26 protein-coding genes and 1 tRNA gene are annotated in these 25,804 nt (G+C 37.4%); 20 read left to right on the forward strand and 7 right to left on the reverse strand.

The window, feature by feature from the left end; translation table 11 throughout:
* Position 1: 1 nt before the first annotated feature.
* Complete coding sequence (locus ACFW35_RS07290) at positions 2-466, reverse strand: hypothetical protein (RefSeq protein ID WP_379844743.1); 465 nt, start codon at positions 464-466, stop codon at positions 2-4.
* A 20-nt stretch (positions 467-486) separates the two neighbouring features.
* Positions 487-678: a hypothetical protein gene (locus tag ACFW35_RS07295; RefSeq protein ID WP_066290945.1), complete on the reverse strand. Its 192-nt coding sequence runs from the start codon at positions 676-678 to the stop codon at positions 487-489.
* Between the two features lie 374 nt (positions 679-1,052).
* On the opposite strand from ACFW35_RS07295, the gene ACFW35_RS07300 reads away from it, so the two are divergent.
* From ACFW35_RS07300 to ACFW35_RS07350, 11 genes are all read left to right on the forward strand, one after another.
* Positions 1,053-1,694: a DUF4912 domain-containing protein gene (locus ACFW35_RS07300; protein WP_379844745.1), complete on the forward strand. Its 642-nt coding sequence runs from the start codon at positions 1,053-1,055 to the stop codon at positions 1,692-1,694.
* Positions 1,695-1,705: 11 nt separating this feature from the next.
* Complete coding sequence (locus tag ACFW35_RS07305; RefSeq protein WP_379844746.1) at positions 1,706-4,504, forward strand: 1,4-alpha-glucan branching protein domain-containing protein; 2,799 nt, start codon at positions 1,706-1,708, stop codon at positions 4,502-4,504.
* The gene (locus tag ACFW35_RS07310; RefSeq protein WP_379844748.1) at positions 4,504-6,915 is read left to right on the forward strand and encodes a sugar phosphate nucleotidyltransferase; all 2,412 of its coding nucleotides are present in this window, start codon (positions 4,504-4,506) and stop codon (positions 6,913-6,915) included. Before ACFW35_RS07305 ends, ACFW35_RS07310 begins: the two co-directional genes overlap by 1 nt.
* A gap of 3 nt (positions 6,916-6,918) precedes the next feature.
* Positions 6,919-8,901 carry a glycoside hydrolase family 15 protein gene (locus ACFW35_RS07315; RefSeq protein ID WP_379844750.1) on the forward strand — a complete coding sequence of 661 codons (1,983 nt, stop codon included), beginning with the start codon at positions 6,919-6,921 and terminating at the stop codon, positions 8,899-8,901.
* A 100-nt stretch (positions 8,902-9,001) separates the two neighbouring features.
* Positions 9,002-9,151 carry a 50S ribosomal protein L33 gene (gene rpmG, locus ACFW35_RS07320; protein ID WP_066242361.1) on the forward strand — a complete coding sequence of 50 codons (150 nt, stop codon included), beginning with the start codon at positions 9,002-9,004 and terminating at the stop codon, positions 9,149-9,151.
* Between the two features lie 588 nt (positions 9,152-9,739).
* Positions 9,740-10,297, forward strand: coding sequence for a 5-formyltetrahydrofolate cyclo-ligase (locus ACFW35_RS07325; protein WP_379844752.1), 558 nt, complete (start codon positions 9,740-9,742; stop codon positions 10,295-10,297).
* 31 nt (positions 10,298-10,328) lie between these two features.
* Positions 10,329-11,090 (forward strand): DUF92 domain-containing protein, encoded by a 762-nt coding sequence (locus tag ACFW35_RS07330; RefSeq protein ID WP_379844754.1) that lies wholly within the window; start codon positions 10,329-10,331, stop codon positions 11,088-11,090.
* Entirely contained in the window at positions 11,075-11,695 is a 621-nt protein-coding gene (locus tag ACFW35_RS07335; RefSeq protein WP_379844756.1) for a molybdenum cofactor guanylyltransferase, read from the forward strand. Before ACFW35_RS07330 ends, ACFW35_RS07335 begins: the two co-directional genes overlap by 16 nt.
* Complete coding sequence (locus ACFW35_RS07340) at positions 11,682-12,689, forward strand: ThiF family adenylyltransferase (RefSeq protein ID WP_379844758.1); 1,008 nt, start codon at positions 11,682-11,684, stop codon at positions 12,687-12,689. The genes ACFW35_RS07335 and ACFW35_RS07340 overlap by 14 nt, the downstream gene beginning before the upstream one ends.
* 43 nt (positions 12,690-12,732) lie before the next feature.
* The gene (locus ACFW35_RS07345; RefSeq protein ID WP_165389300.1) at positions 12,733-12,909 is read left to right on the forward strand and encodes a hypothetical protein; all 177 of its coding nucleotides are present in this window, start codon (positions 12,733-12,735) and stop codon (positions 12,907-12,909) included.
* Between the two features lies 1 nt (position 12,910).
* Positions 12,911-13,639, forward strand: a complete 729-nt coding sequence (locus tag ACFW35_RS07350; RefSeq protein ID WP_379844760.1) for an HAD family hydrolase — start codon at positions 12,911-12,913, stop codon at positions 13,637-13,639.
* Here the strand turns inward: ACFW35_RS07350 and ACFW35_RS07355 are convergent.
* Positions 13,620-14,483, reverse strand: a complete 864-nt coding sequence (locus tag ACFW35_RS07355) for a hypothetical protein (RefSeq protein WP_379844762.1) — start codon at positions 14,481-14,483, stop codon at positions 13,620-13,622. The two genes, ACFW35_RS07350 and ACFW35_RS07355, sit on opposite strands and share 20 nt — an antisense overlap.
* 118 nt (positions 14,484-14,601) lie before the next feature.
* On the opposite strand from ACFW35_RS07355, the gene ACFW35_RS07360 reads away from it, so the two are divergent.
* From ACFW35_RS07360 to ACFW35_RS07385, 6 genes are all read left to right on the forward strand, one after another.
* Entirely contained in the window at positions 14,602-15,645 is a 1,044-nt protein-coding gene (locus ACFW35_RS07360) for a M42 family metallopeptidase (protein WP_379844764.1), read from the forward strand.
* A gap of 96 nt (positions 15,646-15,741) precedes the next feature.
* The gene (locus ACFW35_RS07365; RefSeq protein WP_379844766.1) at positions 15,742-17,205 is read left to right on the forward strand and encodes a spore germination protein; all 1,464 of its coding nucleotides are present in this window, start codon (positions 15,742-15,744) and stop codon (positions 17,203-17,205) included.
* Positions 17,206-17,518: 313 nt separating this feature from the next.
* A complete protein-coding gene (locus ACFW35_RS07370; protein ID WP_379834727.1) occupies positions 17,519-17,710 on the forward strand; it encodes a YqgQ family protein in 192 nt (63 codons plus the stop codon).
* Between the two features lie 13 nt (positions 17,711-17,723).
* A complete protein-coding gene (locus ACFW35_RS07375; protein WP_379844768.1) occupies positions 17,724-18,683 on the forward strand; it encodes an ROK family glucokinase in 960 nt (319 codons plus the stop codon).
* 330 nt (positions 18,684-19,013) lie between these two features.
* Complete coding sequence (locus tag ACFW35_RS07380) at positions 19,014-20,900, forward strand: LTA synthase family protein (RefSeq protein WP_379844770.1); 1,887 nt, start codon at positions 19,014-19,016, stop codon at positions 20,898-20,900.
* Positions 20,901-20,998: 98 nt separating this feature from the next.
* On the forward strand, positions 20,999-22,192 hold the full coding sequence (locus ACFW35_RS07385; protein ID WP_379844772.1) for a M14 family metallopeptidase: 1,194 nt from the start codon (positions 20,999-21,001) through the stop codon (positions 22,190-22,192).
* Between the two features lie 50 nt (positions 22,193-22,242).
* On the opposite strand, the gene ACFW35_RS07390 is transcribed toward ACFW35_RS07385, so the two are convergent.
* A complete protein-coding gene (locus ACFW35_RS07390; RefSeq protein WP_066242324.1) occupies positions 22,243-22,428 on the reverse strand; it encodes a DUF2759 domain-containing protein in 186 nt (61 codons plus the stop codon).
* A gap of 111 nt (positions 22,429-22,539) precedes the next feature.
* Complete coding sequence (locus ACFW35_RS07395) at positions 22,540-22,935, reverse strand: hypothetical protein (RefSeq protein ID WP_379844774.1); 396 nt, start codon at positions 22,933-22,935, stop codon at positions 22,540-22,542.
* Positions 22,936-23,012: 77 nt separating this feature from the next.
* On the opposite strand from ACFW35_RS07395, the gene ACFW35_RS07400 reads away from it, so the two are divergent.
* Together ACFW35_RS07400 and ACFW35_RS07405 are read left to right on the forward strand one after the other, a co-directional pair.
* Complete coding sequence (locus ACFW35_RS07400; protein WP_379844776.1) at positions 23,013-23,645, forward strand: MBL fold metallo-hydrolase; 633 nt, start codon at positions 23,013-23,015, stop codon at positions 23,643-23,645.
* A gap of 1 nt (position 23,646) precedes the next feature.
* Positions 23,647-24,732 carry an SAM-dependent methyltransferase gene (locus tag ACFW35_RS07405; protein WP_379844778.1) on the forward strand — a complete coding sequence of 362 codons (1,086 nt, stop codon included), beginning with the start codon at positions 23,647-23,649 and terminating at the stop codon, positions 24,730-24,732.
* A gap of 39 nt (positions 24,733-24,771) precedes the next feature.
* Here ACFW35_RS07405 and ACFW35_RS07410 read toward each other — a convergent pair whose 3' ends face one another.
* Positions 24,772-25,020 (reverse strand): DUF2626 domain-containing protein, encoded by a 249-nt coding sequence (locus tag ACFW35_RS07410; protein ID WP_066242314.1) that lies wholly within the window; start codon positions 25,018-25,020, stop codon positions 24,772-24,774.
* Positions 25,021-25,205: 185 nt separating this feature from the next.
* Between ACFW35_RS07410 and ACFW35_RS07415 the strand changes: the two genes are divergently transcribed.
* Positions 25,206-25,595 (forward strand): Spx/MgsR family RNA polymerase-binding regulatory protein, encoded by a 390-nt coding sequence (locus ACFW35_RS07415; RefSeq protein ID WP_379834713.1) that lies wholly within the window; start codon positions 25,206-25,208, stop codon positions 25,593-25,595.
* A 37-nt stretch (positions 25,596-25,632) separates the two neighbouring features.
* Here ACFW35_RS07415 and ACFW35_RS07420 read toward each other — a convergent pair.
* Positions 25,633-25,707: transfer RNA gene (locus tag ACFW35_RS07420), tRNA-Gln, on the reverse strand.
* Positions 25,708-25,804: the final 97 nt, after the last annotated feature.

The following is a 25,804-nucleotide window of genomic DNA, read 5'->3' on the forward strand; positions in this document are numbered from 1 at the left end:
TTTATGAACTTGTAATTTCTTTAGCTAATTCATCAAAGTTCATGCTGCTGTTCACCTGATGAGATTCAGCTCTGACAGCACCTTCTAAGTTATTGGATCTTAAATACTTTAAGAATTCTTTGCTGTCCTTGATGATGTTTCCTTTTTGCAGAAGGTCACAAACCTCGCCAGTACTCATACCTTGTGAGATCGTTAAAGTCATTTGAAAGACTTTCTCTTCTTCCTTTTCAGGTTCAACTTTGGCTTCTTCTTTTGCAGGAGCAGCCGCTGCACTTTCAGCTTCTGTTAAAGAAGTATATTCCTCTTTTGAAATTGCCAACTCGCCTTTTTCAGAAAGATATTGTTCCACTGCAGTATCCGTTAATTCAGTACGGTTTTCTGTATCCGCTGTGTAGTATACAGCAGCTAATATTCCAGTAGAAATTATAATACCAGCTGAAAATCCGCGAAGGTTTTTGCTCGTCATACTAATTTCCCCTCACAAATTTAGTTCTTATCGTTAATCATCATTTCATCTTCAAGAACTTTTAACTTCTTTTTAATTTGATAGATTTCTTTCATTAATTGAATCGTAAAGTTTTCAAGCTGTGTTTCAACTGAGTTTTCACGATTTTTTCGAAAGGAAAGAATCAAAAGAATAATACCAACTAGCAACAATCCAAAAATTGCAAACTCCATAATATCCTCCCTTTAAATAAAGCTATACCCTTTACTTTTATAACATAGTATCTATTTGTGGTATAGGTTTTTTCACAAAAGTTTACACAAAATACGACAATTCGACTATATTCATGTCTTAATAAAAATATAAATTCCATAAATTAGAAAAAAGAGCGTATTTTTGTGGTATTTTGTCTTAATTTCAGAATAATCTGATGGAGCAACCGGTTACAAAAACTTTACATAAACTGTAATCTCAAGCAGGAGATGGAACCGCCAATTTTCGACTTTTTTGACACATTGTACATAAAAATATCTAGTGATACGATTATTTAAAATCTAAGAATAAGTATAAGTTTACTAGAATAATTGATTAAGATGAGGTGATGAACTTGATCGAAGATATTGTGAAGTTAAAGGAAAGAGGACTTACGCTGCAAGAAATTGCTGAAAGAATGAATATGTCTTTAGGCAAGGTTCAGTACCGCTGGAATAAATACCGGCAGCAGCAATCGCCGCCAGGAGAAAATTCTGCTCCATCAGTAGAATTGAAGAAAGAAAATTGGACAATGCCGTTTGAATATAAGGAAGCAAATGCTTGTCTTATGCCGCGCACACCAGAGAGTTTGTATGTATATTGGAGTTTCTCGGAATCTATTAAGAAAATGGCAGAACACCACTTCCGTACAAAGTGGGAAGAGCTTCCTGACGTTTTAAAAATATATGATGTCACGGATATCCTATTTTATGGGCATAACGCACACAGAACATTTGAAATAGATCTTCCTCCTATGACAAACAACTGGTTCCTGCATTCATTAGAGCCTGACCGAACATACATTGCTGATATTGGAACCCGTACATTTGACGGCAGCTTTTTTACATTGTTGCGTACAAATCCAGCTGAAACTGGTGCAGCCGAAATGAGCAGTTCTTACGATGAAAAGATAGAACGTTGGAAACAGCAGGATATAACACAGCCTGAATGGCTTGAGAATTTTTCAACTTATTCATACTATCAAAAAATCAGATAGGAGATTACACAATGTCTAACGGGTATTTCGCATTGGTTTTGCACGCTCACCTTCCTTATGTGAGGCATAATGAAGCAAATCGATTAGAGGAAAGATGGGTTTTTGAGGCACTTACTGAGTCATATATCCCGTTATTATGGGTTCTCGAAGAACAGCCTGAATCCTTATCTTGGACCTTATCATTTTCCCCTCCATTGCTTGAACTATTGAATGATCCAGTTATTCAAAAACGCTATTTAGAGCATCTCGATTCCACTATAAAACTCATCAAAAAAGAAAAAAACTTTTCAAAAAACAAACAGGAAAAAGAAATCATCAGTTTTTACGAAAAACGCTATAAAAAGATCATGGATACGTATCAGAATCATGACTGCCAGATTATTAAAGCATTCAAATCTTTTATGGATGAAGGAAAAATCACATGTATAACATCCGCTGCAACTCATGCGTTCTTGCCGTATGTTCAGACTGAGCAAGGAGTAAAAACGCAAATTCTTGCTGGTATAAATACGTATGAGAAATATTTTGGTAGTAAACCAACAGGATTTTGGCTTCCGGAATGTGCTTATTCCCCTGGGGTAGATAAAATATTAGCTGATGCAGGAATCCGCTACACGTTTGTTGATGAACAAACACTACTTAAGAGCAAACCTGTTCCAAGTAAAGGAATAGGAGCACCCGTTTATTCACCGTATGGGGTAGCGTTATTCCCGAGAAATCAGTTTATTTCTGAGACTATTTGGAATTCTTCTGTTGGATATCCTGGTGATTTCGATTACAGGGAGTTTTATCGCGACGTTGCTTATGAACGTGACTTTGATTACATTAAAGGATTTATTCATCCTGACGGGATCAGAGTAGATACCTCGCTAAAATATTGGCGAATTACTGGTGAAACTGAAAATAAAGACTGGTATGACAGAACGTATGCTGAAGAAAAAATAAAGCAGCACTCCAAAGATTTTAATATTCGCATCAAAGACTACTTACATAACAACAAACAATCTTTTCCTCCTCAACTAATTACGGCACCTTTTGACGCAGAACTTTTTGGACACTGGTGGTTTGAAGGACCAGAATTTTTACTGCAATCCATGGAAGTTTCGAATGAACAAAACATTAGCTGGATCACACCACAAGAATTTTTACACAGACATTATCAAGACCTTGAAACCGTTAGACCTTGCTTTTCAACATGGGGAAGGAATGGGACTGGCGAAGTTTGGCTAAACAATGCAAATGCCTGGATGTATCGTCATCTGCATTACTGTGAGAAGAAATTAGTTGAACTAGCTGCCAAGCTTTCAAAAGAAAAAGTGAATATTGTGATCGAACGTTATGCTAACCAAATGGTAAGAGAATGGATGCTTGCTGCAAGTTCTGATTGGGCATTTATTATTGAAGGCAATAGCGCTTCACAATATGCAAAAGATAGATTTCAAGAACACATAGAAAGGTTTCATACATTATATGAGGCTATTCAAAATGGAAGTTATAACGTTAATGAAATCTCAGAATATGAAAATGAATATCCATTTATCATGATGAATTTATGGCATTACTTTAAAAATCAGCATGATTTATATGTGAATATGCAGTATACAAAAGAAAACCAAAAAGGCAAAAAAATACTGATGCTCTCTTGGGAATTTCCGCCGATGGTAGTTGGCGGGCTATCAAGGCATGTATTTGATTTATCACGTAAATTAACAGATTTGGGTCATGAAGTGTATGTGCTGACTTCTGCAGTCGAGGGCTATCCAGACTACGAAATAAATAATGGCGTTCACGTATATAGGCTCAAAGGAAAACAGCCATCCTTTGAATCGTTCTTTCACTGGACCGGCAGCTTGAATTTAGCAATGGCCGATTATGCTGTTGAGCTATCCAAGAAAATTAAGTTTGATTGTATCCATGCCCATGATTGGCTCGTATCCGTTGCAGCGCTAGCGGTAAAAAAAGAATTAGAACTTCCGTTAATTACGACTATACATGCCACTGAACATGGAAGAAACAACGGAATCACTTCACCTCTTCAATATGAAATTAATCAAAAAGAGTGGGAGCTTATGGATGGTTCTGATAGCCTCATTGTCTGCAGTACTTACATGAAAAAAGAACTTACCGATGTTTTTCAAATTCCTGAGGATAAAATTTCGATCTTGCCTAATGGCATAGATCCACAACAGATAATAGCTGAATCAAATGAAAAACTTAATGGTGGAAATCGCTCTGATAATGAACTATTGCTATTTTCGGTAGGAAGGCTCGTAAAAGAAAAAGGCTTTCAAACTATTGTTGAAGCTGCAGACATTATTAGAAATAAAGGACTTCAAGTGAGATTTGTAATTGCCGGAAAAGGACCTTTATTTGATGAATTAAATGAAATGGTGAGGAAAAAACAATTAGAAAGTTATGTTCATTTAGCTGGTTTTATCAGTGATGAGGAGAGAAATGTGTGGTTTGCAAAAGCGGATGCAGCTCTTTTTCCAAGTCATTATGAACCTTTTGGAATCGTTGCACTTGAAGGGATGGCTGCAGGGAAATTAACGATTGTCTCAAATACCGGAGGATTAAAAGAAATTATAGAGCATGAGGAAACCGGTCTGAAGGTTTACCCAAACGATCCTCACAGCATTGTTTGGGCAGTAGAATATATGTTTGCTAATCGTGAACATTGCAAAGAAATGGCTCGAAAAGGGGAAGAAACAGCTAGAACCATCTTCAGCTGGGATTCAATTGCAGAAAGAACGGCTGACTTATATAACAAAATTCAAAATAATACAGCAAAAGTAGGAGGAATGGTGTAATGAAAGGTGTAATCATGGCTGGCGGAAAAGGAACACGTTTAAGACCTCTTACATGCAACATGCCAAAACCTATGGTGCCCATGCTTCACAAGCCGGTTATGGAATACGGCATTGAGCTTTTAAAAAGGTATGGAATAACTGATATTGCTGTTACAGTTCAATATCTTCCAGATGCCATCAAGAACTATTTTGGAAACGGACGGAATTTTGGTGTTAATCTTCATTATTTCGTTGAAGATTCTCCTCTTGGAACAGCAGGGTCGATTAAAAATGCTGAAGATTTTTTAGATGAACGTTTTATTGTTATAAGCGGAGATGCTTTAACTGATTTTGACCTTGAAAAAGGGATTGATTTTCATGAAGAAAAGGATTCTCTTGTCACAATTTTTATGAAACAAGTAGAATCACCTCTGGAATATGGTGTAATCATGACGAATCAGGAAGGAAAGATCATCCGATTCTTAGAAAAACCTAGCTGGAATGAAGTTTTCAGCGATACAGTGAATACTGGTATATATGTTCTTGAGCCCGAAGTTTTCCAATATATCGAAAAAGATGTACCTGTAGATTTCAGTAAAGATTTATTTCCCTTATTAATGAAGGAAGACAAAAATTTGTTCGGTTATCAAGCAGACGGTTACTGGTCCGATATCGGAAGTCTGCAGCAATATCGCCAGTCTCACTATGATATGTTAAATGGTCTTGTCAATCTTCCTTTTGCCGGAAAAGAGCATGAACCTGGAATCTGGATTGGTGAGAACGTTTTTATTGAAGAAGGAGCTAAGATTGAGGGTCCTGTAAGTATTGCAGATGGGGCTGTCATTCGAAAGGGAGCTCACGTTGGCAAACTGTCTGTTGTTGGGAAAAACAGCGTTGTGAGTTCTGGAAGCTCATTGAAAAAAACGGTGCTATGGAATGACGTTTTTGTTGGCGATCAATGTGAGCTGAGAGGTGCTACTATTGCGAATGGAACAAAAGTTGAGAAAGATGCCTCGATATTTGAGCATGCAGTAGTAGGGAATCATTGTACGATCGGAAAAAATGCTACTTTAAAACCGGATGTGAAAATATGGCCGGAAAAAGAAATTTTTGAAGAGGCACTTGTTCATACATCGATCGTTTGGGGTAAAAAAGCGACCAAGTCCTTATTTGGATCACGGGGAGTTTCCGGCATAGCCAATGTGGAAATCACTCCTGATTACATCGCGAGGCTTGCATCTGCATACGGAGCGGTTCTTCCATATGGTTCACAGATTCTGATCGCAAGTGATTCACATGATTTTTCTGTAATGATCAAGCAATCTTTTATACAAGGACTTCATTCTTCAGGTGTCCATACACTTGATATCAGCCCGACAGTGGCACCAGTTGTCAGATTTTCAATTGAGGAAGAACGTTTAGAAGGCGGGGTTTACGTCCGTTTCTCAAACCCTACTGGCGAAAAACAATTAATGATCGAGTTTTATGATAACAAAGGTTTGCCGATTCACTCCGATCTTGAAAGAAAGATTGAAAATGCATACTGGCAGGAAGATTATAGACGGGCATCGTTTGATAGAATTGGAAAAGGTGCGGTACAGGCGAATAAGCATGAGGATTATATTTCTGCACTGCTTGAAGAAGTACAGGAAAAAAGAATACAAGAGGCAAAATTCAGGGTAGTCGTGAATTATAATCATCAGCCGTATTTGAATTTCATTCCGAATCTCTATAACCGCCTTAACTGTGAAATTCTTACTGCCCCGTATCAGACAAAGCCTGAAGAAATGGCTTCATTTGTTAGAGTAACTAATGCCAACATAGGTGTTCTGATTGGTGAAGCTGGAGAAACCTTGCGATTGATTACAGAAACTGGTGAAGTCTTAGACGAAGAAACCATGCTGGCTCTTTACGTTTTCACAGCATTCTCTCAGGGCAAGCAAAAAGAAATGGCTATTCCTGTGTATGGCTCTTCTGCATTAGATTCAATCGCTGAACGGCTAAAAGGAAAGCTGATCCGTACAAAAGCTAATCCTAGGTCCATAATGGAAGTTGGCGAAGGTGTACTAAACTATCAATACGATGCACAATACGCATTTGTTCATATTCTGGAAGTGATGGCGATGCAGCAAATCACACTTTCAGAACTCGTGAAAATGCTGCCTGATGTGCATATGCTGAGAGAATATGTACCATGTCCTAAGGATAAAAAAGGGCGTGTGATGCGAAGGTTAATGGAAGATATTAGAGATAACAATGTAGAGTTGCTCGATGGAATCAAGGTATTTCATCCAGAAGGTGGCTGGACGTTAATTTTACCTGATGTGGAACAACCTGTTTTTACGGTTTATTCTCAAAACACGAACCCTGAACAGGCTAAACAGGCTGCATCACAGTACATCGAAAAAATCCAGCTGTACCAGCAGGTGTAACGTATGCCAAGACATTTAGCTTTAGGCAACGGAAATTTACTTATCAACTTAGACGAGTTTTTGCAGATTAGAGACATATATTTTCCCTATGTTGGTCAGCAAAATCATGTGCAGGGACATGTAAACCGTTTGGGAGCCAGTATCAATGGCTCCTTTTCTTGGCTTTCTTCTAAAGAATGGACGATAGAACCTGGTTACCGCAGCGATTCATTAGTCACTCAGTCATTTGCAAGGAACAAAAAAGAAGGTTTGTGCCTAAAGATTGAAGATGCTGTACATCAAAGAGAAAACATGTTTATGAGGAGAATAAGTATTATCAATGAAACAGATGAAGAAAAGAAGATTAAGCTTTTCTTTCATCAGGATCTTTCAATTTACGAAACCGAAGTTGGCGATACAGCCTATTACGATCCTCATAAGTCGGTCATTATCCATTATAAAAAGAATCGATATTTTTTGTTCCATGCTTCTTTTGAAGGAAAGGGAATGGATCAATACACGACAGGTATAAAACGATTTTTAAGCGCAGAAGGGACATGGAAAGATGCTGAAGACGGCCATTTGCATGTGAATCCAATTGCTCAAGGATCGGTAGACAGTACATTCTGCGTCACTGGAGTCATACCGCCGAATGAAACGAGAGAAGCATTTTATTCATCAACAGTTGGGAAAAGCAGGGAAGAGGTTTTTTCTCTTTATGATTATCTGATGGAGATAGGTCCATCCTTAACACTGGACAAAATCGATGTTTATTGGCGGAGGTGGGTTAATAAAACGAAGATTGACCCATGCAACCTTTCAGACGAACTGCTGGACCTATACAACCGGAGTCTGCTTATTATACGTACGCAAACGAATGAGAATGGTTATATCATCGCAGCAAATGATTCAGATATACAGCAATATAACCGCGATCATTACAGTTATATGTGGCCAAGAGACGGAGCATTAATAGCTGCTGCTGTAGCGAAAGCGGGATTTCATGGCATGGTTAAAAATTTTTATCGAAGATGTGCTGATGTTCTAACGAAAGAAGGGTACTTGCATCATAAATATAATCCAGACGGTTCAATTGGATCATCCTGGCACCCTATGATTGATAAAGATGGAGCAAGCCAGCTGCCTATCCAAGAAGATGAAACAGCACTCGTTTTGTGGGCCTTCTGGGAGCACTATAAAGAAACCGGTGATATTGAATTTGCTCAATCTCTTTATCGCTCTCTGGTCAGACCAAGTGCTAGATTTTTGCTCCAATACATGCATAGCGAACTTGATCTTCCTTTTCAATCTTATGATCTTTGGGAGGAAAGGAGAGGAATATTTACATTCACAGCGAGCAGTGTGTATGGAGGATTGATGGCTGCATATTCATTTGCTACGCTGTTTGGTGAAGACGATCGGGCAGAACGATATAAAAAAGGTGCTGAACGCATTAAAGCAGGCATGGAAAAACACCTATATGATGAAGGTGCGGGCAGATTCATCAGGGGTATTTATTTATTGGATGGTAACGCTTATAAAAAAGATTTTACGATGGAATCAAGTATGTATGCCCTATTTGCCTTTGGCGTATTTTCAGCAGATGATGAAAGAGTCATCCGCACGATGCATCAGATGGAAGAAGATTTAAGTATAAAAACAAGTGTCGGTGGAATAGCAAGGTACACAAATGATTACTATTTTCAGCAAACACATGAAGTTGCAAAGGTTCCAGGCAACCCGTGGCTGATTTGTACACTTTGGGTAGCAAAATGGTACATTCAAAAGGCAAAAACAGTACATGATCTAGAACGGCCGCACGAAATTTTGCGCTGGATTCAAGAGCATAGTTTTTCAACCGGTGTATTGCCAGAACAGCTACACCCCTTTACAGGTGAAGCATTATCAGTAGCTCCTTTAACATGGTCACATGCTACTTTTGTCGATGTTTTAAAAGAATATACAACCGTATATCAGAAACTTTCACAAAACTCTCTTGCCCGTTAGATAAGAATTTGTTATCATGTTAAAGTATGGTTTAATAGAGAATAATGACTGTTAGTAACCATTAATATGTACTTTGGTAAAGATGTGGAGGGAAACAACAATGCGTGTAAACATTACTTTAGCTTGTACTGAGACTGGTGATCGTAACTACATCACTACTAAAAACAAGCGTACAAATCCAGACCGTTTAGAGCTTAAAAAATACAGCCCGCGTTTAAAGAAATACACAGTTCACCGTGAAACTAAGTAATTTCACTTAAGAACGCCTGACTCCCATGAGAATGAGGAATCAGGCGTTTTTTCGTACATATAATAAGCTCATTTCCAAAAGATTGTTTGCTACTGAGAGATTTTCAAAAGTTCTTCATTGAATAGTTAATTGAAGCGGAAGGGCGAGACTCCTGCATGCCATCCACCTGAATAAGCTTCTTGTAAGGCATGCGACGAGGAATATGCAGCGTCAGTAAACACTGAAATCCAAATCTTTATTCCTGAAATAACCGAGCAAGACTTTCTTCAGCAAAAGATTTTTAAACAATTTTCCAGAGGCATATTTATTAAAGAGGATATAACGGCCGTAGAAAACATGATTCATCAGTTAAAAAGTAAATATAATATTAATGGATTGATTTTAGGGTGTACTGAACTTCCAATCTTTCTAAAACAATATGACTGGAATGATATTGTTTTATTTGATACTACCGCAATTCACGTAGACAGCTTAATTCGTTTTTTGAAAATTAACTAATGCTTACGACTTTATCTGCGTTTTTTTTTTGTCTCTTATAAGACACATGCTATGATTAAGGCATAATTCAATTCATAAGAGGTGCTGCAAATGACGAAGTCAGAATGGCGAAAAAAAATAAAGAATGAATTACTCTCTATGGAAGCAAATGATCGGAAGGTTTTGAGCGAAAAAATAGCTGCACAATTATTTAAAACAAATCTCTGGCAAAATTCAAACTTTATCGGTATTACTGTTTCTAGAAAATTTGAATTAGACACTTCTTTTATTATAAAAAAAGCTTGGGAGGAAGGAAAAACCGTTTGTGTACCAAAATGCTACTCGTCTAACAACAAGATGGAATTTAGAGAACTGAGTTCCTTTGATGATTTAGAGAATGTGTATATGGATCTTTATGAACCGGTAATTGATAGGACGAAGGTTATTACTAAAGAAAATATTGACTTGCTTATCGTACCGGGGCTGGTTTTTGACAAAAAAGGATACAGAATCGGTTACGGAGGCGGCTATTATGACCGCTTCTTACAGGACTATCAAGGGTCAACGTTATCTATTGCATACTCATTTCAGACAACAGAACAACTGCCTTTTGAAGAATTTGATGTACCAGTAGAACAAATCATTACCGAAGAAGGGCGCTATATTTAAAATGGAGGCTTTCCTTTTTACGGGGATCGCTTTGCTCTGTTTGGTCTCCATCATTTTTAAGCTGCTTACACTTAGAGGAAGCTTAGCAGCATTTATAACAGGCGCTCTAACCTTTTATTCTTTTGAATGGCAGGGTTTAGTTATTTTAGCGATATTTTTCTTAACATCATCCATTTTAACCAAATGGAAAAGAGAAGTGAAGATAGATTATAATGCAGAACCTTTAGAAGACAAGAAGGGGCGGACAGCCGGTCAAGTGTTTGCAAATGGAGGTACATCCACTCTTGCTGCAATAGCTGCTATATTCATGTCAGACCCAGTTTGGCTAATAGTGTTTGCCGGTGCACTTGCAACCGCTACAGCAGATACGTGGGCCTCTGAGATTGGAATACTGTCCAAAACGAAGCCCTTTCACTTAAAAGAGTGGAGAAAGGTTGAGGCAGGACTTTCAGGAGCTGTTAGTGGATTAGGGACGATTGCTGCAGTTATAGGAGCTGCAGCAATTGGGGTAAGTTACTATTTGCTATATGATACATCGACTTTCATGGTGAGTATTATTATTATTTTCGCAGGTTTTTTTGGGAATATTGCAGATACCCTTTTTGGAGCATGGTTTGAGCAGAAGCTTTATTGTCAAATTTGTAAAACAGAGACTGAGAGTAAGTGGCATTGCAAAATGAAAACAGTGAGAATATTTGGTTTGCCATGGGTAACAAATAATCTTGTTAACTTTAGTTCTACGATCATTGGCGCGTTAATAGCGGGGGGATTATACATATGGACAGTCAAGTGATTTGTGCAGGTATAGTTTTGGCTGGCGGAGAATCCCGGCGGTTTGGAAGCCCGAAAGCAATAGCAAAGTGGAATAACAGAACGTTTATAGAGTATTCGATTGAATCACTGACGCCGCATGTCGATAAAATCCTAGTTATTACGCGTGAGGAACTATTGATATCTTTAACTAAATACAGTTCAAAGTTTATACGTATTCTTGAAGATGCTTCACGCTATAAAGGAAAAGGGCCGTTAGCAGGTATTTATACTGGAATGATCAGCCAAAAAGCAGATTACTATCTTGTCACTCCGTGCGACATGCCTTTGATGAACAGCAGTATGTATCGAAAATGGCTTACCGCTGCCCAGGAGGGCGAATATGATTGTGTCATTCCTGTATTAAACGGAAAAATATATCCATTAAACGGAGTATATAAAATAACATGTTTACCTGAAATTGCTTCCTGTTTACAAGAAAATATCTATAAAGTTTTAAAGCTCCTCCAAAGAAAAAACACCAAGTATATAGAAGTAGAAGACGAGGAAGAACATTTTTTTAAAAATGTAAATACAACAAATGAGTTAAACGGGATCATTGAGGGGGAAGACAATGAATCGGTATGAAAAACAAGAGTTATTTCGTCCAATTGGTAAAGAGGGACAAACTGTTTTACAAACAAAAACAGCCGTGATTGCAGGGGTTGGAGCTCTTGGCTCAGCTTTAGCTCATCAGCTGACACGTGCAGGCATAGGACGTTTAATATTGATAGACCGTGATGTTGTAGAAAAATCGAATTTACAGCGACAGACTCTTTTTATTGAAAAAGATTCAGAAGATATGATTCCGAAAGTTTTTGCAGCTAAAGAACGATTGAACGCTATAAATTCTTCTGTAAATATTGAAACACATTTTAAACAAATTACAGGTCATAACGCAGAAACGCTGCTGAAAGATGCAGATGTGGTTTTGGACGGAACTGACAATTTTGAAACGCGGTACATTTTGAACGATGTATGCATGAAGAATAACATTCCATATGTATATGGAGGGGTCGCAGGATCTACAGGCACTGTGGCAGTATTTCTTCGAGAGAAGACTTGTTGTCTTCGCTGTTTATTAGGAGGACGGAAGTCAGGGGAAACTTGCGATGCAAATGGTGTAATCATGCCAGCCGTTGAAATAACGGCATCCTATCAGACAGTTGAGACACTTAAAATTCTTATAGACCAATCAAACCTGATCACTCCAACGGTGTTAACTTTTGATGTCTGGAACAGAATGAATATGGAAACGAAACTGCCTCTTTCTAAAAGTGATTGTCCCGTTTGCATACATCATCTGTACCCGGCTCTTCAAAAAGATTTTTTGGAAGCAGTCGTTTTATGCGGAAGAAAGACTGTGCAATTATCAACGAATAGAATATTTAATCTTAAACAGTTGGAAACAGAACTTGCAATGCATCATCCTGTTTTAACTCCCTTTTTACTAAGAGTTTCGGTCAACGGATTAGATGTTGCTGTATTTAAAGATGGCCGAATCCATGTGAAAGGGACAGAAGATACAAAAATTGCCCAAGAAATGTATGATGAATATTTTGCAAGACTTGTTTACGAATAAAATAGCCTTCAATCACAGAAAGTATAAGTAAGGAGGTTTTTTTATGAAAGGATTTATGATTAAAGGATTTCTGTTATTCCTTGCTGTAATGCTCGGTTATAGAATGCGTTATCGTCTTATCAACATGGCACTGGGACAACCTTTTATTAGACGTTTTGTAGTAGGAAGTGCTATGTCTTTCCCAGGATTGCGTTCAAAAATGATGGATGAACTGATCTAATATGAACGTTTCAACTAGTAAAGCTTTCTTTTTTGATCTGGATAATACGTTATTTGATTATGAAGCCTCTTTTAAGCAGGCTTCTTTATTTGCCTTTAAATCAATTTTTTATCCTTTTTTGAAGAAGCCAGTAAATGCTGATAAATGGTTTGAAGCTTATAAGATCTATTGTGATTTGTATTGGCCAGCTTATGAGGATAAAACTTTAACACGTGAGCAATATCAAAGAAACAGGCTTGTTTCTTCATTAATATCATTAAATATCCAATCGATTGATATGAATCAAATTGATTATTTCCGAAAACTTTGTGAAGAGAAAATCCCTTCATTTGTCATACCTTATCCGTGGATCAAAGAAATTATTGATTTATTATACCAGCGAGGGTTTGTGGCAGGGATCATTTCAAATGGAGGGTCCGAACTGCAAAGAAAGAAACTCAGTATGCTTGGGCTAAGCTTTTCAGAAAACAACATTTTTATTTCCACAGAACTTTCTTTCGCCAAACCTAGTCTTGAGATATTTGAATATGTGAAAAGCAGAATACACGCGACAAGTTTTTATTATATTGGCGACTCGTTCAGTTTTGATATCCACCCAGCTGTAACAGCCGGGTGGACAGGGATATGGTGGAATCCTTCAAAACAAATATTAGCACAAACAAATCCACTCATATATAACTGCTGTTCTTCAAATGAATTGAAAAATGTATTTAAGAAATGTATTGAATGAGCTGTATGTTCTCTCCAGTTGCGGTTTGAAATAAAACAAATAAGTGAGTTTTATCTTTGCTTAATAAAATATATGGCATGCCGCTTCCTATGGGACTGATCTTTTGGCCAGTTTTTGTTGTGATGTTCATAAAATAATTTTTATAAAGTCCTTCCCATAGTTTCCCGATAATCTCCTGGCTTTTAAGCTGGTTAAATCCGGGCAGTGTTTTTTCGTTATAGCCTGTTAATGACTGAAGTGAAATAACGTGGTAATTGTTTCGGTTTATCTGATAATAATCCAAAAGCTGAGCTAAAGTATTTTGAAGGTATTTATTTGTCTCTTGATCTAACATGTTTTTTAAACGCCGTTCTGATGCAGAATTAGGGTTTTTAAACCCGGTAAATGTGTTATTTGGTTTAACCGTATAGAGATAGTCACTGCTCATTCTTTGAACCGAACGATATTTTTCCTCATTAATATGAATTTCACCCTGATGATATGAGATTCCCTCCCATAACCCAGGGGTTTTCCCGTGTATATCTTTCTCCAGATCAATTGATTTTGCATTTGTTTTCCACTCGCTCATTTTATTAGCAAGTTTTCCGTTTTCATAGATCATGGCGATGTCTTGTCTTAAATAAACACTTTCCGAGGATTCTGACTCAACGTCCCATTCCAATTCATAGTTTGAAGCAGTTCCCTTTTTAAATTTTATGGATGTTTTAGCATCTGTAAAAGAGAAAGAACTGTCTATCGGAAAAAACGTAATACTTTCACGAGCCTCTTTTTTGACAAACGGCTGGTAGATGATACCTATTACAAGTATAATTATCAGCATAAATATTGAAATTTTCCACTTCATTACCTGTGCCTCCTCTAGGACAAACTAGTTCCTAAATTGTATGCGCTATCACTTAAATTAGAAGAAGGAAAATTAAAATATCAAATTGTAATGTTTGAATATAAGGAGGAGAAAGAAGATGGAAATAAAAACGAATGAAATTGTAAGATTTATTAAAGAATTAGTACATATCCCAAGCCCTTCTGGAAATACAGAAGCTGCCATTCAGTACATGAGAGAGTTCTTTGAAGAAAATGAAGTGCCTTTTAAAATCACAAACAAAGGAGCATTGCTTGCTACAATTAAAGGAGAAGATGATACTAAACACCGATTATTAACAGCTCATGTTGATACACTTGGTGCGATGGTAAAAGAAATTAAAAATGATGGCCGCTTAAAATTAGATAAAATCGGCGGATATTATTGGAACACGGTTGAAGGGGAATTTTGTACGATTCACACTTCAAAGGGCGAACGTTTCTCGGGGACAGTGTTGATGCATCAGACATCAGCGCATGTATATAAAGGGATGGATGAACTGAAGAGGGATGAAAAGAACATAGAAGTAAGAGTTGATCAAGAGTTTCATTCCAAAAAGGATGCTGAGGAAGCGGGGGTTTCTGTTGGCGATTTCGTTTCTTTTAATCCGCGTTTTGATGAAACAGAAAGCGGTTTTGTAAAGTCCAGGCATCTTGATGACAAGGCAAGCGTAGCTATTTTGATGCATCTTGTTAAACAAATTCAGAAATCATCAATAAAATTACCTTTTACGACACATTTCTTGATAAGTAATAATGAAGAGATTGGTTTTGGGGGCAATTCCAATATACCAGAACAGACTGTCGAATATTTAGCAGTAGACATGGGTGCAATCGGTGATGGACAAACAACTGATGAGTTTACTGTAAGCATTTGTGCGAAGGATTCTGGGGGACCTTATCACTTTGGATTACGAAAGCATTTAGTTGAATTAGCTGAGAAGAACGGAATTGACTATAAAGTAGATATTTACCCTTTCTATGGTTCAGATGCTACTGCGGCTATTAGAGCGGGGGCTGATGTCGTTCATGGTTTAATCGGACCTGGGATCGATGCTTCACATGCTTATGAGCGGACACATGTTAAATCATTGGAACACACAGCTAATCTTATAAAGTCTTATTTGCAATCACACCTTGTATAGACGAAATAAAATCCCAGCCATCGGCTGGGATTTTGTTGATAGAAGGTATGAAAAGATTTGAGAAAGTAAAGGATGATAGGCAGAGGAGTGATGAAAATGTCATATCTGCCAAAAAAACAGCCTCTTTCACACGATTTTGACGAAAATGTTCAATATATGAAGAAACAACTAGGTGTTGATATTAGTTTTGACTGCATCCATTTGGACTTAGAATATGCAGGCCGAAGAATGGCGCTTTTCATGGTGGATGGATTTGTGAAAGATGATATTCTTCACTATTTAATGAAGCTTTTAGCAGATCTTAAACCCGACCAGTTAGATCCCGATCCGCTTTTGAGATTAATGAAAACGTATATCCCATATGTTGAGATTTCTAAATCTGATGATCTTAATCAGGGGATAGATTGGGTTTTGAGCGGACCAACTGTTCTTATTGTTGAAGGCGTAGCTGAAATCATTCAGATAGATGCCAGAACATACCCTGTCCGTGGTCCAGAAGAGCCTGATGTTGAACGAGTAGTAAGAGGAGCAAGAGATGGCTTTGTTGAGACGATTATATTTAATACTGCATTAACCAGAAGAAGGGTACGTGACCGGTCTTTACGAATGGAATATATGAGCATCGGAAGGCGCTCCAAAACAGATATCTGTATTTCCTACATCGAGGACATAGCTGATCCGCATATCGTGGGACGAATTAAAGACTCCCTAAAAATGATTGATACGGATGGACTTCCAATGGGAGAAAAAACAGTAGAGGAATTTATTTGCGGAAGGCATTTTAATCCATATCCATTAGTGAGGTATACAGAACGTCCCGATACTGCAGCTGTTCATCTATTTGAAGGTCATGTTCTCGTTTTTGTAGACGGGTCACCATCAGTTCTTATAACTCCAACTACATTTTGGCATCATCTTCAGCATGCAGAAGAATACAGGCAAAAACCAATCGTAGGTGCGTATTTAAGATTTGTCCGATTTCTTGCGGTATGGATTTCCATTTTTCTGCTGCCGCTTTGGTATTTATTCTCGGTTCAACAAGAATTGCTCCCGATAAATCTCAGTTTTATTGGTCCTGAGGAAATAGGCGTTGTCCCGCTTTTTTTACAGTTTATAATAATCGAACTTGGCATGGACATGCTTCGAATGGCTACCATTCATACACCAACATCTGTATCCACAGGATTAGGACTTGTATCAGCAATCGTAATCGGTCAAGTTGCGATCGAGGTTGGTCTGTTTGTAAATGAAGTCGTATTGTATATTGCAGTAGCCGCAATAGGCACTTTTGCTACACCAACTTATGAACTTAGTCTTGCTAACAGATTATTAAGGCTTTCATTATTGGCACTTACTGCTTTATTAGGAGTGCCAGGTTATATGGCAGGGTTTACGTTAGCCATTTTATTTTTTGTTTCTTTTAAATCTTTTCATATCCCATATTTATGGCCGTTTATCCCTTTTAACTATAAAGCGATCAGAGATGTGATATTTAGAATTCCTATGCCATTGAAAAACAGAAGACCTGTTGTCCTGCACCCCAAGGATCCAGATCGTTAATACAAAAAAACAGCTAGAGAAAAAAAGAGGGCACTGTAAAAGTCCCTAAATAATATGTTGAATGCGGGGATCTCCGCTCCAGGGTACATGCTTTCCGCGGGGCGGGCGGTGAGCCCCCTGCCGCTACAATCCTTACATGTTTGTATGCAAAAAAAGGATCAAACCAGCTCTTATCGAGGTGGTTTGATTCTTTTTTCTGTTCAACCGGTTTTTCAGTGCCCTCAGAAAAAACTGGCGATTTTTTATGATAATATTGTGCAAAGGCTTGCATTCGGCCCTGTAATATTTGTTATAATGACGTAGGTGATAGATTATGAAAACAATGTATGATGTGCTGCAGTTATTAAAAAGGTTTGGAACCATTATATACACAGGAAATCCAGCTGCAGATTTAGAATTAATACAAGAAGAAGTTCGAGAGCTTTACAACCAAAAACTTATTGATGTAAACGAATACAAAACAGCGATTCTTATTATTCGTTCAGCAAACAATAAATTACAATAGAGGATGAAGAGAAATGGAAAAATGGCTAGTTGGAGTAGACTTAGGCGGGACAACAATAAAAGTAGCGTTTATTACACTTGATGGTCATATCGTCGAGAAGTGGGAGATTCCTACAAACATATCTGAAGACGGCAAACATATTGTCAGTGACATTGCTCAATCCATAGATGCTAAATTAGATCAGCTTTCTGAAAAACGTGAAAAGCTCGCTGCGATTGGTATGGGAGCACCAGGATTTATAGATATGAAGACAGGCTTTATTTATCATGCTGTTAATATTGGGTGGCGTAATTATGCATTAAAAGATGAGCTTGAAAAAGCTACAGGTCTTTCGGTTACGATAGACAATGATGCAAATATTGCAGCGATAGGTGAGATGTGGCGCGGGGCAGGAGATGGTGAAGGAAATCTGCTGATGGTAACGCTAGGAACTGGTGTTGGAGGCGGAATTATTGTGAATGGCCATATCATGCATGGCACTAATGGGATGGCAGGCGAGATTGGACATATTACATCCATTCCAGAAGGCGGAGCATCTTGTAATTGTGGAAAGTCAGGCTGTATTGAGACCATTGCATCTGCTACAGGAATAGCTAGAATCGCGAAAGAAAAAGCAGCAGATGATTCATCTTCATCTCTAATTGAAATTTTAAAAAATAATGGTGAACTAAAAGCAAAAGATGTAGCTGAAGCAGCTGAGAATGGCGATCAGGTCGCAATTGATACGCTAGACGCAGTAGCTTTCCATTTAGGACTTGTAATCGCAAATCTTTCTAACGGTATTAATCCAGGAAAAATTGTTATTGGCGGAGGCGTTTCAAAAGCTGGCCACATACTTATGTCCAGACTTGAAAAAGAATTCAAACGTTTTGCACTTCCTCGGGTAGCAGAAGGAGCAACGCTTACTATAGCGACTTTAGGCAATGACGCTGGTGTGATCGGCGGGGCATGGCTGGCAAAACATAACATATAAATACTATATAAAAATAGAGAGCCACATGAAGTGGTTCTTTATTTTTTTGAAACTTTTTCGGCATAGGTTCGTCTAATTGTTTATGGATTAAAAAAAAGGGAAAAACTAATATAGTTTTGTTGTCCAATTTGTCAGAATCTTGAAATAGTACGTTAGGGTATTGAATTCTTGTGCAAAACCATATATTATACTCTTTATGTAATCCTTTAGTTAAGGTTTTGTAAATGGTGATTTACATTCCCGATGGATACAGTGGATAAGGTAGAGTATAAAAAAACATTTAAATTTAACTGCACAAGTTCTTTTTGATTGAGGAGGTCAGAGAACATTATGAAAGAAAAAATGAAACAAGCTTTTGCTGATTATAAGTTTTTCTTTATCGCAATTGCTTTATTATGGGTAAAAACGTATATCGTATATAAAACAGCATTTGAACTGCCTATGGACAACAAAATTCAGGAACTGATCCTATTTATTAATCCGATCAGTTCGGTCATCTTATTCTTAGGTCTTACCCTTTATTTTAAAGGTAAAGCACATAGAAGAATGATTATTGCCGTAAGTGCAATCATGAGTTTTGTTATGTATGCAAACATGGTATTTTACAGATTCTTTAACGACTTTATTACCATTCCAGTATTGTTTCAAACAAGCAACATGGGTGATTTAGGTAATAGTGTATTTGAATTAATTCAGCCTACAGACGTTTTAGTGTTTGTTGACATCGTAATTCTAGCTTACTTTATGAGACGTGCTGATTACCGTCCTGCTCGTGCGTCACGTAAACAGATTACACTGACTTATGCAGCAGCGATCGTATTCTTTATCGTTAACGTTGGAATTGCTGAAACGGAGCGTCCACAATTATTAACACGTACTTTTGACCGTGAGATGCTGATTAAGAATATTGGTTCATACAACTACCATATTTACGATTCAATCATTCAGTCTAAAGCGAAAGCTCAGCGTGCATTCGCAGATGGCAGCGAAATTACGGATATTGAAAACTATGCACGTGCCAATTATAAAGAACCGAACCCTGAAATGTTTGGTAAAGCGAAAGGCAAAAATGTTTTCGTTATTTCCGTAGAATCAACACAAAACTTTGTTATTAATGAATCAGTAAACGGAAAAGAAATCACGCCTTTTATGAATGACTTGATTAAGGACAGCTATTACTTCCCGAACTTCTATCACCAAACAGGGCAAGGGAAAACATCAGATTCAGAGTTCTTGTTAGATAACTCACTATATCCGCTTCCAAGTGGAGCAGTGTTCTTTACACATTCACAAAATCAATACAATGCGACGCCAGAGATCTTGAAAGAGCAAGGCTATTACTCTTCAGTACAGCATGCTAACAACAAGAGTTTCTGGAACCGTGATATCATGTATGATAATTTCGGTTATGACCGTTATTACTCATTGAAAGATTTTGAAGTTACACCTGAAAATTCTATCGGATGGGGATTAAAGGATAAAGATTTCTTTAAACAGTCTATCCCTCACCTGAAAGAAATGCAGGCAATGAATAAGCCGTTTTATACAAAGTATATTACTTTAACGAATCACTTCCCTTTCACATTGGAAGAAGAAGATGAAATGATTCCTGAATGGACTTCAAATGACGGAACAGTTAACCGATACTTTACAACTGTACGTTACACGGATGATGCACTAAAAGAGTTCTTTGCTGATGTAAAAGCAGCTGGATTATATGAAGACTCTATCTTCATCATGTATGGTGACCATTATGGTATTTCTGAAAATCACAATGATGCAATGGGTCAATTCTTAGGAAAAGAAATTACGCCATTTGAATCAACTCAGTTGCAGAAAGTACCATTGATCATTCATATGCCAGGTGAAAAAGGTAAGCAGATGGATACGGTCGGCGGACAAATCGACTTAAAACCAACAATATTGCACTTGCTAGGAATTGACACGAAAGGTGACATTCAATTAGGGTCAGACCTTTTCTCAAAAGACCGCGAAGATTTCGCAGTACTTCGTGATAACTCTTATATTACGAAAGATAATGTCTTTACAGATGGTAAGTGTTACGACAAAGCAACTGGGAAGCCAGTTGAAGGCGAAGAAAATGCATGTGAACCTTATGCTGAACGTGCAAAAACTGAGCTGGATATGTCAGACCGAATCATCTACGGCGACTTGCTGCGCTTTTATGATAAAGACAAAGCAAAACAAGATAAATAATATGAGAAGGCACTTAGCTTCGGCTAAGTGCTTTTTTTTGCATATATAAGCTCAGCAATCATACATCTTTAAGAGAACGTTTTTAGGGAGGGCTTTGATTGGAAATTCTAGTTAGGAACGGGGACTCGCTTTGGTACTATTCCAGACTCTTGTCTATCCCTTACAATTTAATTAAAGATTCAAATCCCAATGTGCATTCTGGAAATATTGAAGCAGGAAGAAAAGTTCATTTACCTGGAATCGCTGTTCAGCGCTATAAAATAAAAAATGGTGACACATTCTTTAAAATTGCTGAGGAAAAAGATATACCGATTGATGCGCTTTACTTATTCAATCCCGAAGTCCATCCTAAGAAAATATTTGTGAAAGATGAAATTAACATTCCTTATGTCCTTCCGTTTCCTTGTATTCAAGGAAAACGAAAATATGACAGCCTAGTGCTAAAGAAGGACATTGATCAATTAATGCAAACTTATCCTTTTATCAAAAAACAAACCATCGGACATTCCGTACAGGGAAAGCCAATCGAAATGCTTATAGTTGGAAAGGGAAAGAAGAAAGTGCACATTAACGGTTCATTTCATGGGAATGAATGGATTACAACCGCTATCCTTATGAAGTTTATTAATGAGTATGCTCGAGCCTTAACAAGTGAAGATTCCATGAATGACGTCACTTCACTCGATCTATACAAGAATACCACTTTGCTTGCCGTACCAATGGTTGATCCCGATGGTGTGGACCTCGTTTTACATGGTCCACCAGAGGATGCAGAATTAAAAGATTTTGTATTAAATTTAAACAAAGGAAGAAAAGACTTTTCATCATGGAAAGCCAATATTAGAGGTGTGGATTTAAATAACCAGTTTCCTGCAAGATGGGAACTGGAACAGCCAAGGAAACCTAAAAAGCCTGCCCCTAGAGATTTTCCTGGAAAAGCACCTTTATCGGAACCAGAAGCAATCGCCATGGTTCAGGCTGCACAAAAATATGATTTTGACAGGGTAGTTGCTCTTCATACGCAAGGAAAGGAGCTTTATTGGGGATTTGAAGGGGAAGAACCTATGCCGATCTCCCAGCATATTGCAGAGGAATTTGAACGGGTCAGCGGTTATAAAGCCATCAGGTATGTTGACAGCTATGCAGGATATAAAGACTGGTTTATTCAGGAGTTTAGAAGACCAGGCTTTACTATTGAACTTGGTATCGGAGTTAACCCATTGCCATTAGGACAGTTTGATAAAATTTATGAAGACACACGAGGTATCCTGATTGCCAGCTTGTATATGTAAGTTTATATAGAAAAACCATCAGAATAATAATTCTGATGGTTTTTCGGATTTTAATGGCCTGTTGAACCGCCGCTGCCAACTAATACGTCAAGTACAGTCATGACTGTAAACCAGCCAAATACAGCAAACGTTAAGAACGCGAAGCCTGCTGCCATTAAGTTTTTAATTTTTAACGAACGTAATAGTCCCAATGCAGCTAGAATAGCTACTAAGCCGAATATAATGGCTAATCCCATTATTCTGTGCCCCCTTGCTTTGGAGTAATACCAATCCTATGTATAACGCTTTCACACAGGTACAACCTTGTATTATTTTACTTGTTTTATCCCTGTTTGTCGAGTGAACATTTATAACAATATGAATTCAGGCTTAACCTGATAGGATTTTGCCCATTTCAGAATAAGCAGTTTATTATGCTGGCTAAAAAAATAAATTGCCTCCGTTTCTTTTTCAACGGCAATTAATTCTTCTTCTGCCTGTAGAAGAAACATTTCTATTTGCTTCTGATCTCCTTCCTTAACAGAAAATGCACAAATCATATCAAGATATAAATAACATTTCCCACTTTCGGAAAAGAATCCATAATCCTCAAGAAGAAGAGAGGTTTTATAGGGCTTTATTAAAAGTAAAGGAATCGCTTCATTTGAATCTTCAAAACAATACTCTGTAATAATGAAGTCACCTTCCCTGTCCACAAAAGGAAAACTCTCTAAATTGTTTTCGAAACCATAATAGATGTTCATGCATTTCCTCCGTATATATGACTATTTTAGTGTAAGATAGAAAGGGAGAACTTGCAATTGGAACTGGAGGTATAAACATGAGATGGAAAAAGCTAACTGTAGGACCTGTTCAAGAAAATACATATATCCTTTATGATTCAAAAAATGAAGCGATAATTTTAGATCCAGGAAGTGAAGGTTCCAAAATTATTCAAACTATAGAATCACTAAAGTTAAAACCACTGGCTGTTTTGCTGACGCATGCTCACTTTGATCACATAGGTGCAGTGGATCAAGTACGGGAAAAATACCAGCTGCCATTATATATTCATAAAAAAGAGCAAGATTGGCTCACTGATACAAAAAAGAACGGGTCAAAGTATTTTGGACAAAATATCACAGCTAAGTCTGCTAGTCACTTATTAACGGATAATGATAGAAGCTTAAAGATTGGCTCATTTTCTTTTGATGTACTAACTACTCCTGGGCATTCACCAGGGAGTGTATCCTATTATTTGAAGGGTGCAGGAGCTGTATTTTCAGGAGATGCACTATTTGCCGGAAGTATTGGGAGAACCGATCTTAACGGAGGCTGTCAGGATACATTGCTAAAGAGTATTCATGAGAAATTATTGCATCTTCCTGAAGAAACAGTTGTACTATCTGGTCATGGTCCTGAGACGACAATTGGAATGGAAATGGATTCAAATCCTTTCTTAGGCGGGTTTTAAATTGAGCCTGAATGATGTTATAAAAAGATATTTGGACCAGAACCACTGGATGACGATGGAGCAATTTATGGAATTGGCTCTCTATCATCCGGAATACGGATATTACATGAGTGAACAGAAGAAGATTGGAAAAAACGGTGATTTTTATACGTCCAGTTCAGTATCAGATGTGTTCGGAAAAGTTTGGGCTGATGTTTTTGCAAAAACCATTCATGAACACAAATTAGATCCTATCGTAGTTGAGTTTGGAGCAGGAACAGGCCGATTCGCGAAACAAGTTTTATCCGGCTGGAAAGATAACGGTAATGGGCAGCAAATATCTTATATCATCGTTGAAAAAAGCCCTTATCACCGTCAGCTTCTCCAAAATGAATTAACAGGATCCTCTGTGATCATTTTCTGTTCATTTGAAGAACTGAAAGAATCTTATCCGGATTTTAAAGGCATTATTTTTGCAAATGAAGTACTAGATGCGTTTCCATTACGGATTTTTCTAAAACAAAAAAATGACTGGTTTGAGAAAGTAGTTATTCTTGATGAAGCTAAAGATGAGATTCGTTTTAATTATATAAATGCATCTGAACATACTTTACTGTTAGATAAACTATTTGCATCAAGGAGAAGTGATTTTGAGCTTGAAGTGTCACTTCAGATGATGAATTGGCTGAATGATCTATATGAATGGACTGCCGAGAAAAGTATCTATTTCTTTGTTGATTACGGCTATAGAGGCGAAGAATGGAATAGAGAAGCTTTAAAAGAAGGCAGTATACGCGGATATCATAAGCATAAAATTGAAAATAACACTCTTTCTTATCCTGGTAAAATGGATATAACTTATCATGTAAATTGGGATCAAGTTGAAAATGCTGCTAAAAAACAAGATGTTGAAACCATACATTTTAGCATGCAAGGTGAATTTCTCTTGAAAGAGGGTATTTTATTACTATTGAATGATGCCAAGGGTACAGACCCTTTCTCTGCTGAACATAAAAGGAACAGGGCTATCAGGTCATTCCTTTTAGATAGTACGCTTGCTAACGGCTTTCAAGTTATGAAGCAACAAAAAAAACGGACCGTTTTATAACGGTCCGTTTTTCATAAGCTGATATGAACTTTTTTAATATTAATGGCCTCCGCCAGCTCCAGGAGTCATCATAAATGTTGACCAGTATGTAAATCCGACAAAGAAAACTGTTAAATAAGCACCAAAGATATAAATATACATACGTTCAGATAAGTTCAAATAACCTAATGAAACGAACATAATCGTTTGTCCTAGGAACAATAACGCCATGTCCTGCATATCGCCAAGATAAGCCATGACACCAATGATCCCTGTCCAAAAGCCCAAAACCTTATACATTCTTGACATATGTATCCCTCCTTTTTTCGCCAATACTTGTATCCTTTAGTATTATATATGAGTTTCCACTCTCTTGTAAATGACAATTGTAAGCGGATAAAAAGACAATTCAAATATAAATTACTCGAAGTAGGTTGATTTTGGTTTATTATGCCTCTTTTAAAGGTAATGTAAACCAAAAGGAGTGAAGTCATATGAATTCAATTACGTTTTACACATATCCCAGCTGCACTTCATGTCGCAAAGCGAAAATGTGGCTTAAACAAAATAAAGTATCATTTGAAGAAAGACACTTATTTAAAGAAACCCCTTCAGTAGAAGAACTCAGAGAATTATTAAAGCTGACTAAAGCGGGGACTGAAGATATTCTGGCTAAAAGAAGCCAGTCCTTTAAATCGCTTGATGTAGATGTTTATGAACTATCTACAAACGAATTGCTTGAACTTTTAACAAAAAATCCTAAGCTGCTTAAACGTCCGCTCGTAACTGATGGAGAACAGCTGATTGCGGGATATAGCCCTGGCGATATGAAAAAATTATGCCATAAAAAAGAAAAAGAACACATTTCAAGTCATGTGTCCTGATTGATGCACTCTTAAAATCTTAAGAGTGTTATTTTTTTGGCTGGGCTAGCTGGATTCGAACCAACGCATGACGGAGTCAAAGTCCGTTGCCTTACCGCTTGGCTATAGCCCAATGCAACAATAATAGTATGAGCTGTGTCGAAATTTATATGCGCAATTTCTAAAAAAATGGAAGGAATTTTAATTTGTGTGAAGTATTTTTATAACAC

It is taken from the genome of Fictibacillus sp. NPDC058756, assembly GCF_042746035.1.
Lineage (GTDB): Bacteria > Bacillota > Bacilli > Bacillales > Fictibacillaceae > Fictibacillus.

Excerpts from the sequence above, each read along its gene's own strand:
- ACFW35_RS07390 (WP_066242324.1), bottom strand. The coding sequence starts at position 22,428 with ATGGGATTAGCCATTATATTCGGCTTAGTAGCTATTCTAGCTGCATTG.
- ACFW35_RS07415 (WP_379834713.1), top strand. The coding sequence starts at position 25,206 with ATGAATTCAATTACGTTTTACACATATCCCAGCTGCACTTCATGTCGC.
- ACFW35_RS07395 (WP_379844774.1), bottom strand. The coding sequence starts at position 22,935 with ATGAACATCTATTATGGTTTCGAAAACAATTTAGAGAGTTTTCCTTTT.
- ACFW35_RS07355 (WP_379844762.1), bottom strand. The coding sequence starts at position 14,483 with ATGAAGTGGAAAATTTCAATATTTATGCTGATAATTATACTTGTAATA.
- ACFW35_RS07315 (WP_379844750.1), top strand. The coding sequence starts at position 6,919 with ATGCCAAGACATTTAGCTTTAGGCAACGGAAATTTACTTATCAACTTA.
- ACFW35_RS07310 (WP_379844748.1), top strand. The coding sequence starts at position 4,504 with ATGAAAGGTGTAATCATGGCTGGCGGAAAAGGAACACGTTTAAGACCT.
- ACFW35_RS07365 (WP_379844766.1), top strand. The coding sequence starts at position 15,742 with ATGTCATATCTGCCAAAAAAACAGCCTCTTTCACACGATTTTGACGAA.
- ACFW35_RS07400 (WP_379844776.1), top strand. The coding sequence starts at position 23,013 with ATGAGATGGAAAAAGCTAACTGTAGGACCTGTTCAAGAAAATACATAT.
- ACFW35_RS07295 (WP_066290945.1), bottom strand. The coding sequence starts at position 678 with ATGGAGTTTGCAATTTTTGGATTGTTGCTAGTTGGTATTATTCTTTTG.
- ACFW35_RS07345 (WP_165389300.1), top strand. The coding sequence starts at position 12,733 with ATGAAAGGATTTATGATTAAAGGATTTCTGTTATTCCTTGCTGTAATG.
- ACFW35_RS07370 (WP_379834727.1), top strand. The coding sequence starts at position 17,519 with ATGAAAACAATGTATGATGTGCTGCAGTTATTAAAAAGGTTTGGAACC.
- ACFW35_RS07335 (WP_379844756.1), top strand. The coding sequence starts at position 11,075 with ATGGACAGTCAAGTGATTTGTGCAGGTATAGTTTTGGCTGGCGGAGAA.
- ACFW35_RS07290 (WP_379844743.1), bottom strand. The coding sequence starts at position 466 with ATGACGAGCAAAAACCTTCGCGGATTTTCAGCTGGTATTATAATTTCT.
- ACFW35_RS07340 (WP_379844758.1), top strand. The coding sequence starts at position 11,682 with ATGAATCGGTATGAAAAACAAGAGTTATTTCGTCCAATTGGTAAAGAG.
- rpmG (WP_066242361.1), top strand. The coding sequence starts at position 9,002 with ATGCGTGTAAACATTACTTTAGCTTGTACTGAGACTGGTGATCGTAAC.
- ACFW35_RS07380 (WP_379844770.1), top strand. The coding sequence starts at position 19,014 with ATGAAAGAAAAAATGAAACAAGCTTTTGCTGATTATAAGTTTTTCTTT.
- ACFW35_RS07325 (WP_379844752.1), top strand. The coding sequence starts at position 9,740 with ATGACGAAGTCAGAATGGCGAAAAAAAATAAAGAATGAATTACTCTCT.
- ACFW35_RS07360 (WP_379844764.1), top strand. The coding sequence starts at position 14,602 with ATGGAAATAAAAACGAATGAAATTGTAAGATTTATTAAAGAATTAGTA.
- ACFW35_RS07410 (WP_066242314.1), bottom strand. The coding sequence starts at position 25,020 with ATGTCAAGAATGTATAAGGTTTTGGGCTTTTGGACAGGGATCATTGGT.
- ACFW35_RS07375 (WP_379844768.1), top strand. The coding sequence starts at position 17,724 with ATGGAAAAATGGCTAGTTGGAGTAGACTTAGGCGGGACAACAATAAAA.
- ACFW35_RS07350 (WP_379844760.1), top strand. The coding sequence starts at position 12,911 with ATGAACGTTTCAACTAGTAAAGCTTTCTTTTTTGATCTGGATAATACG.
- ACFW35_RS07305 (WP_379844746.1), top strand. The coding sequence starts at position 1,706 with ATGTCTAACGGGTATTTCGCATTGGTTTTGCACGCTCACCTTCCTTAT.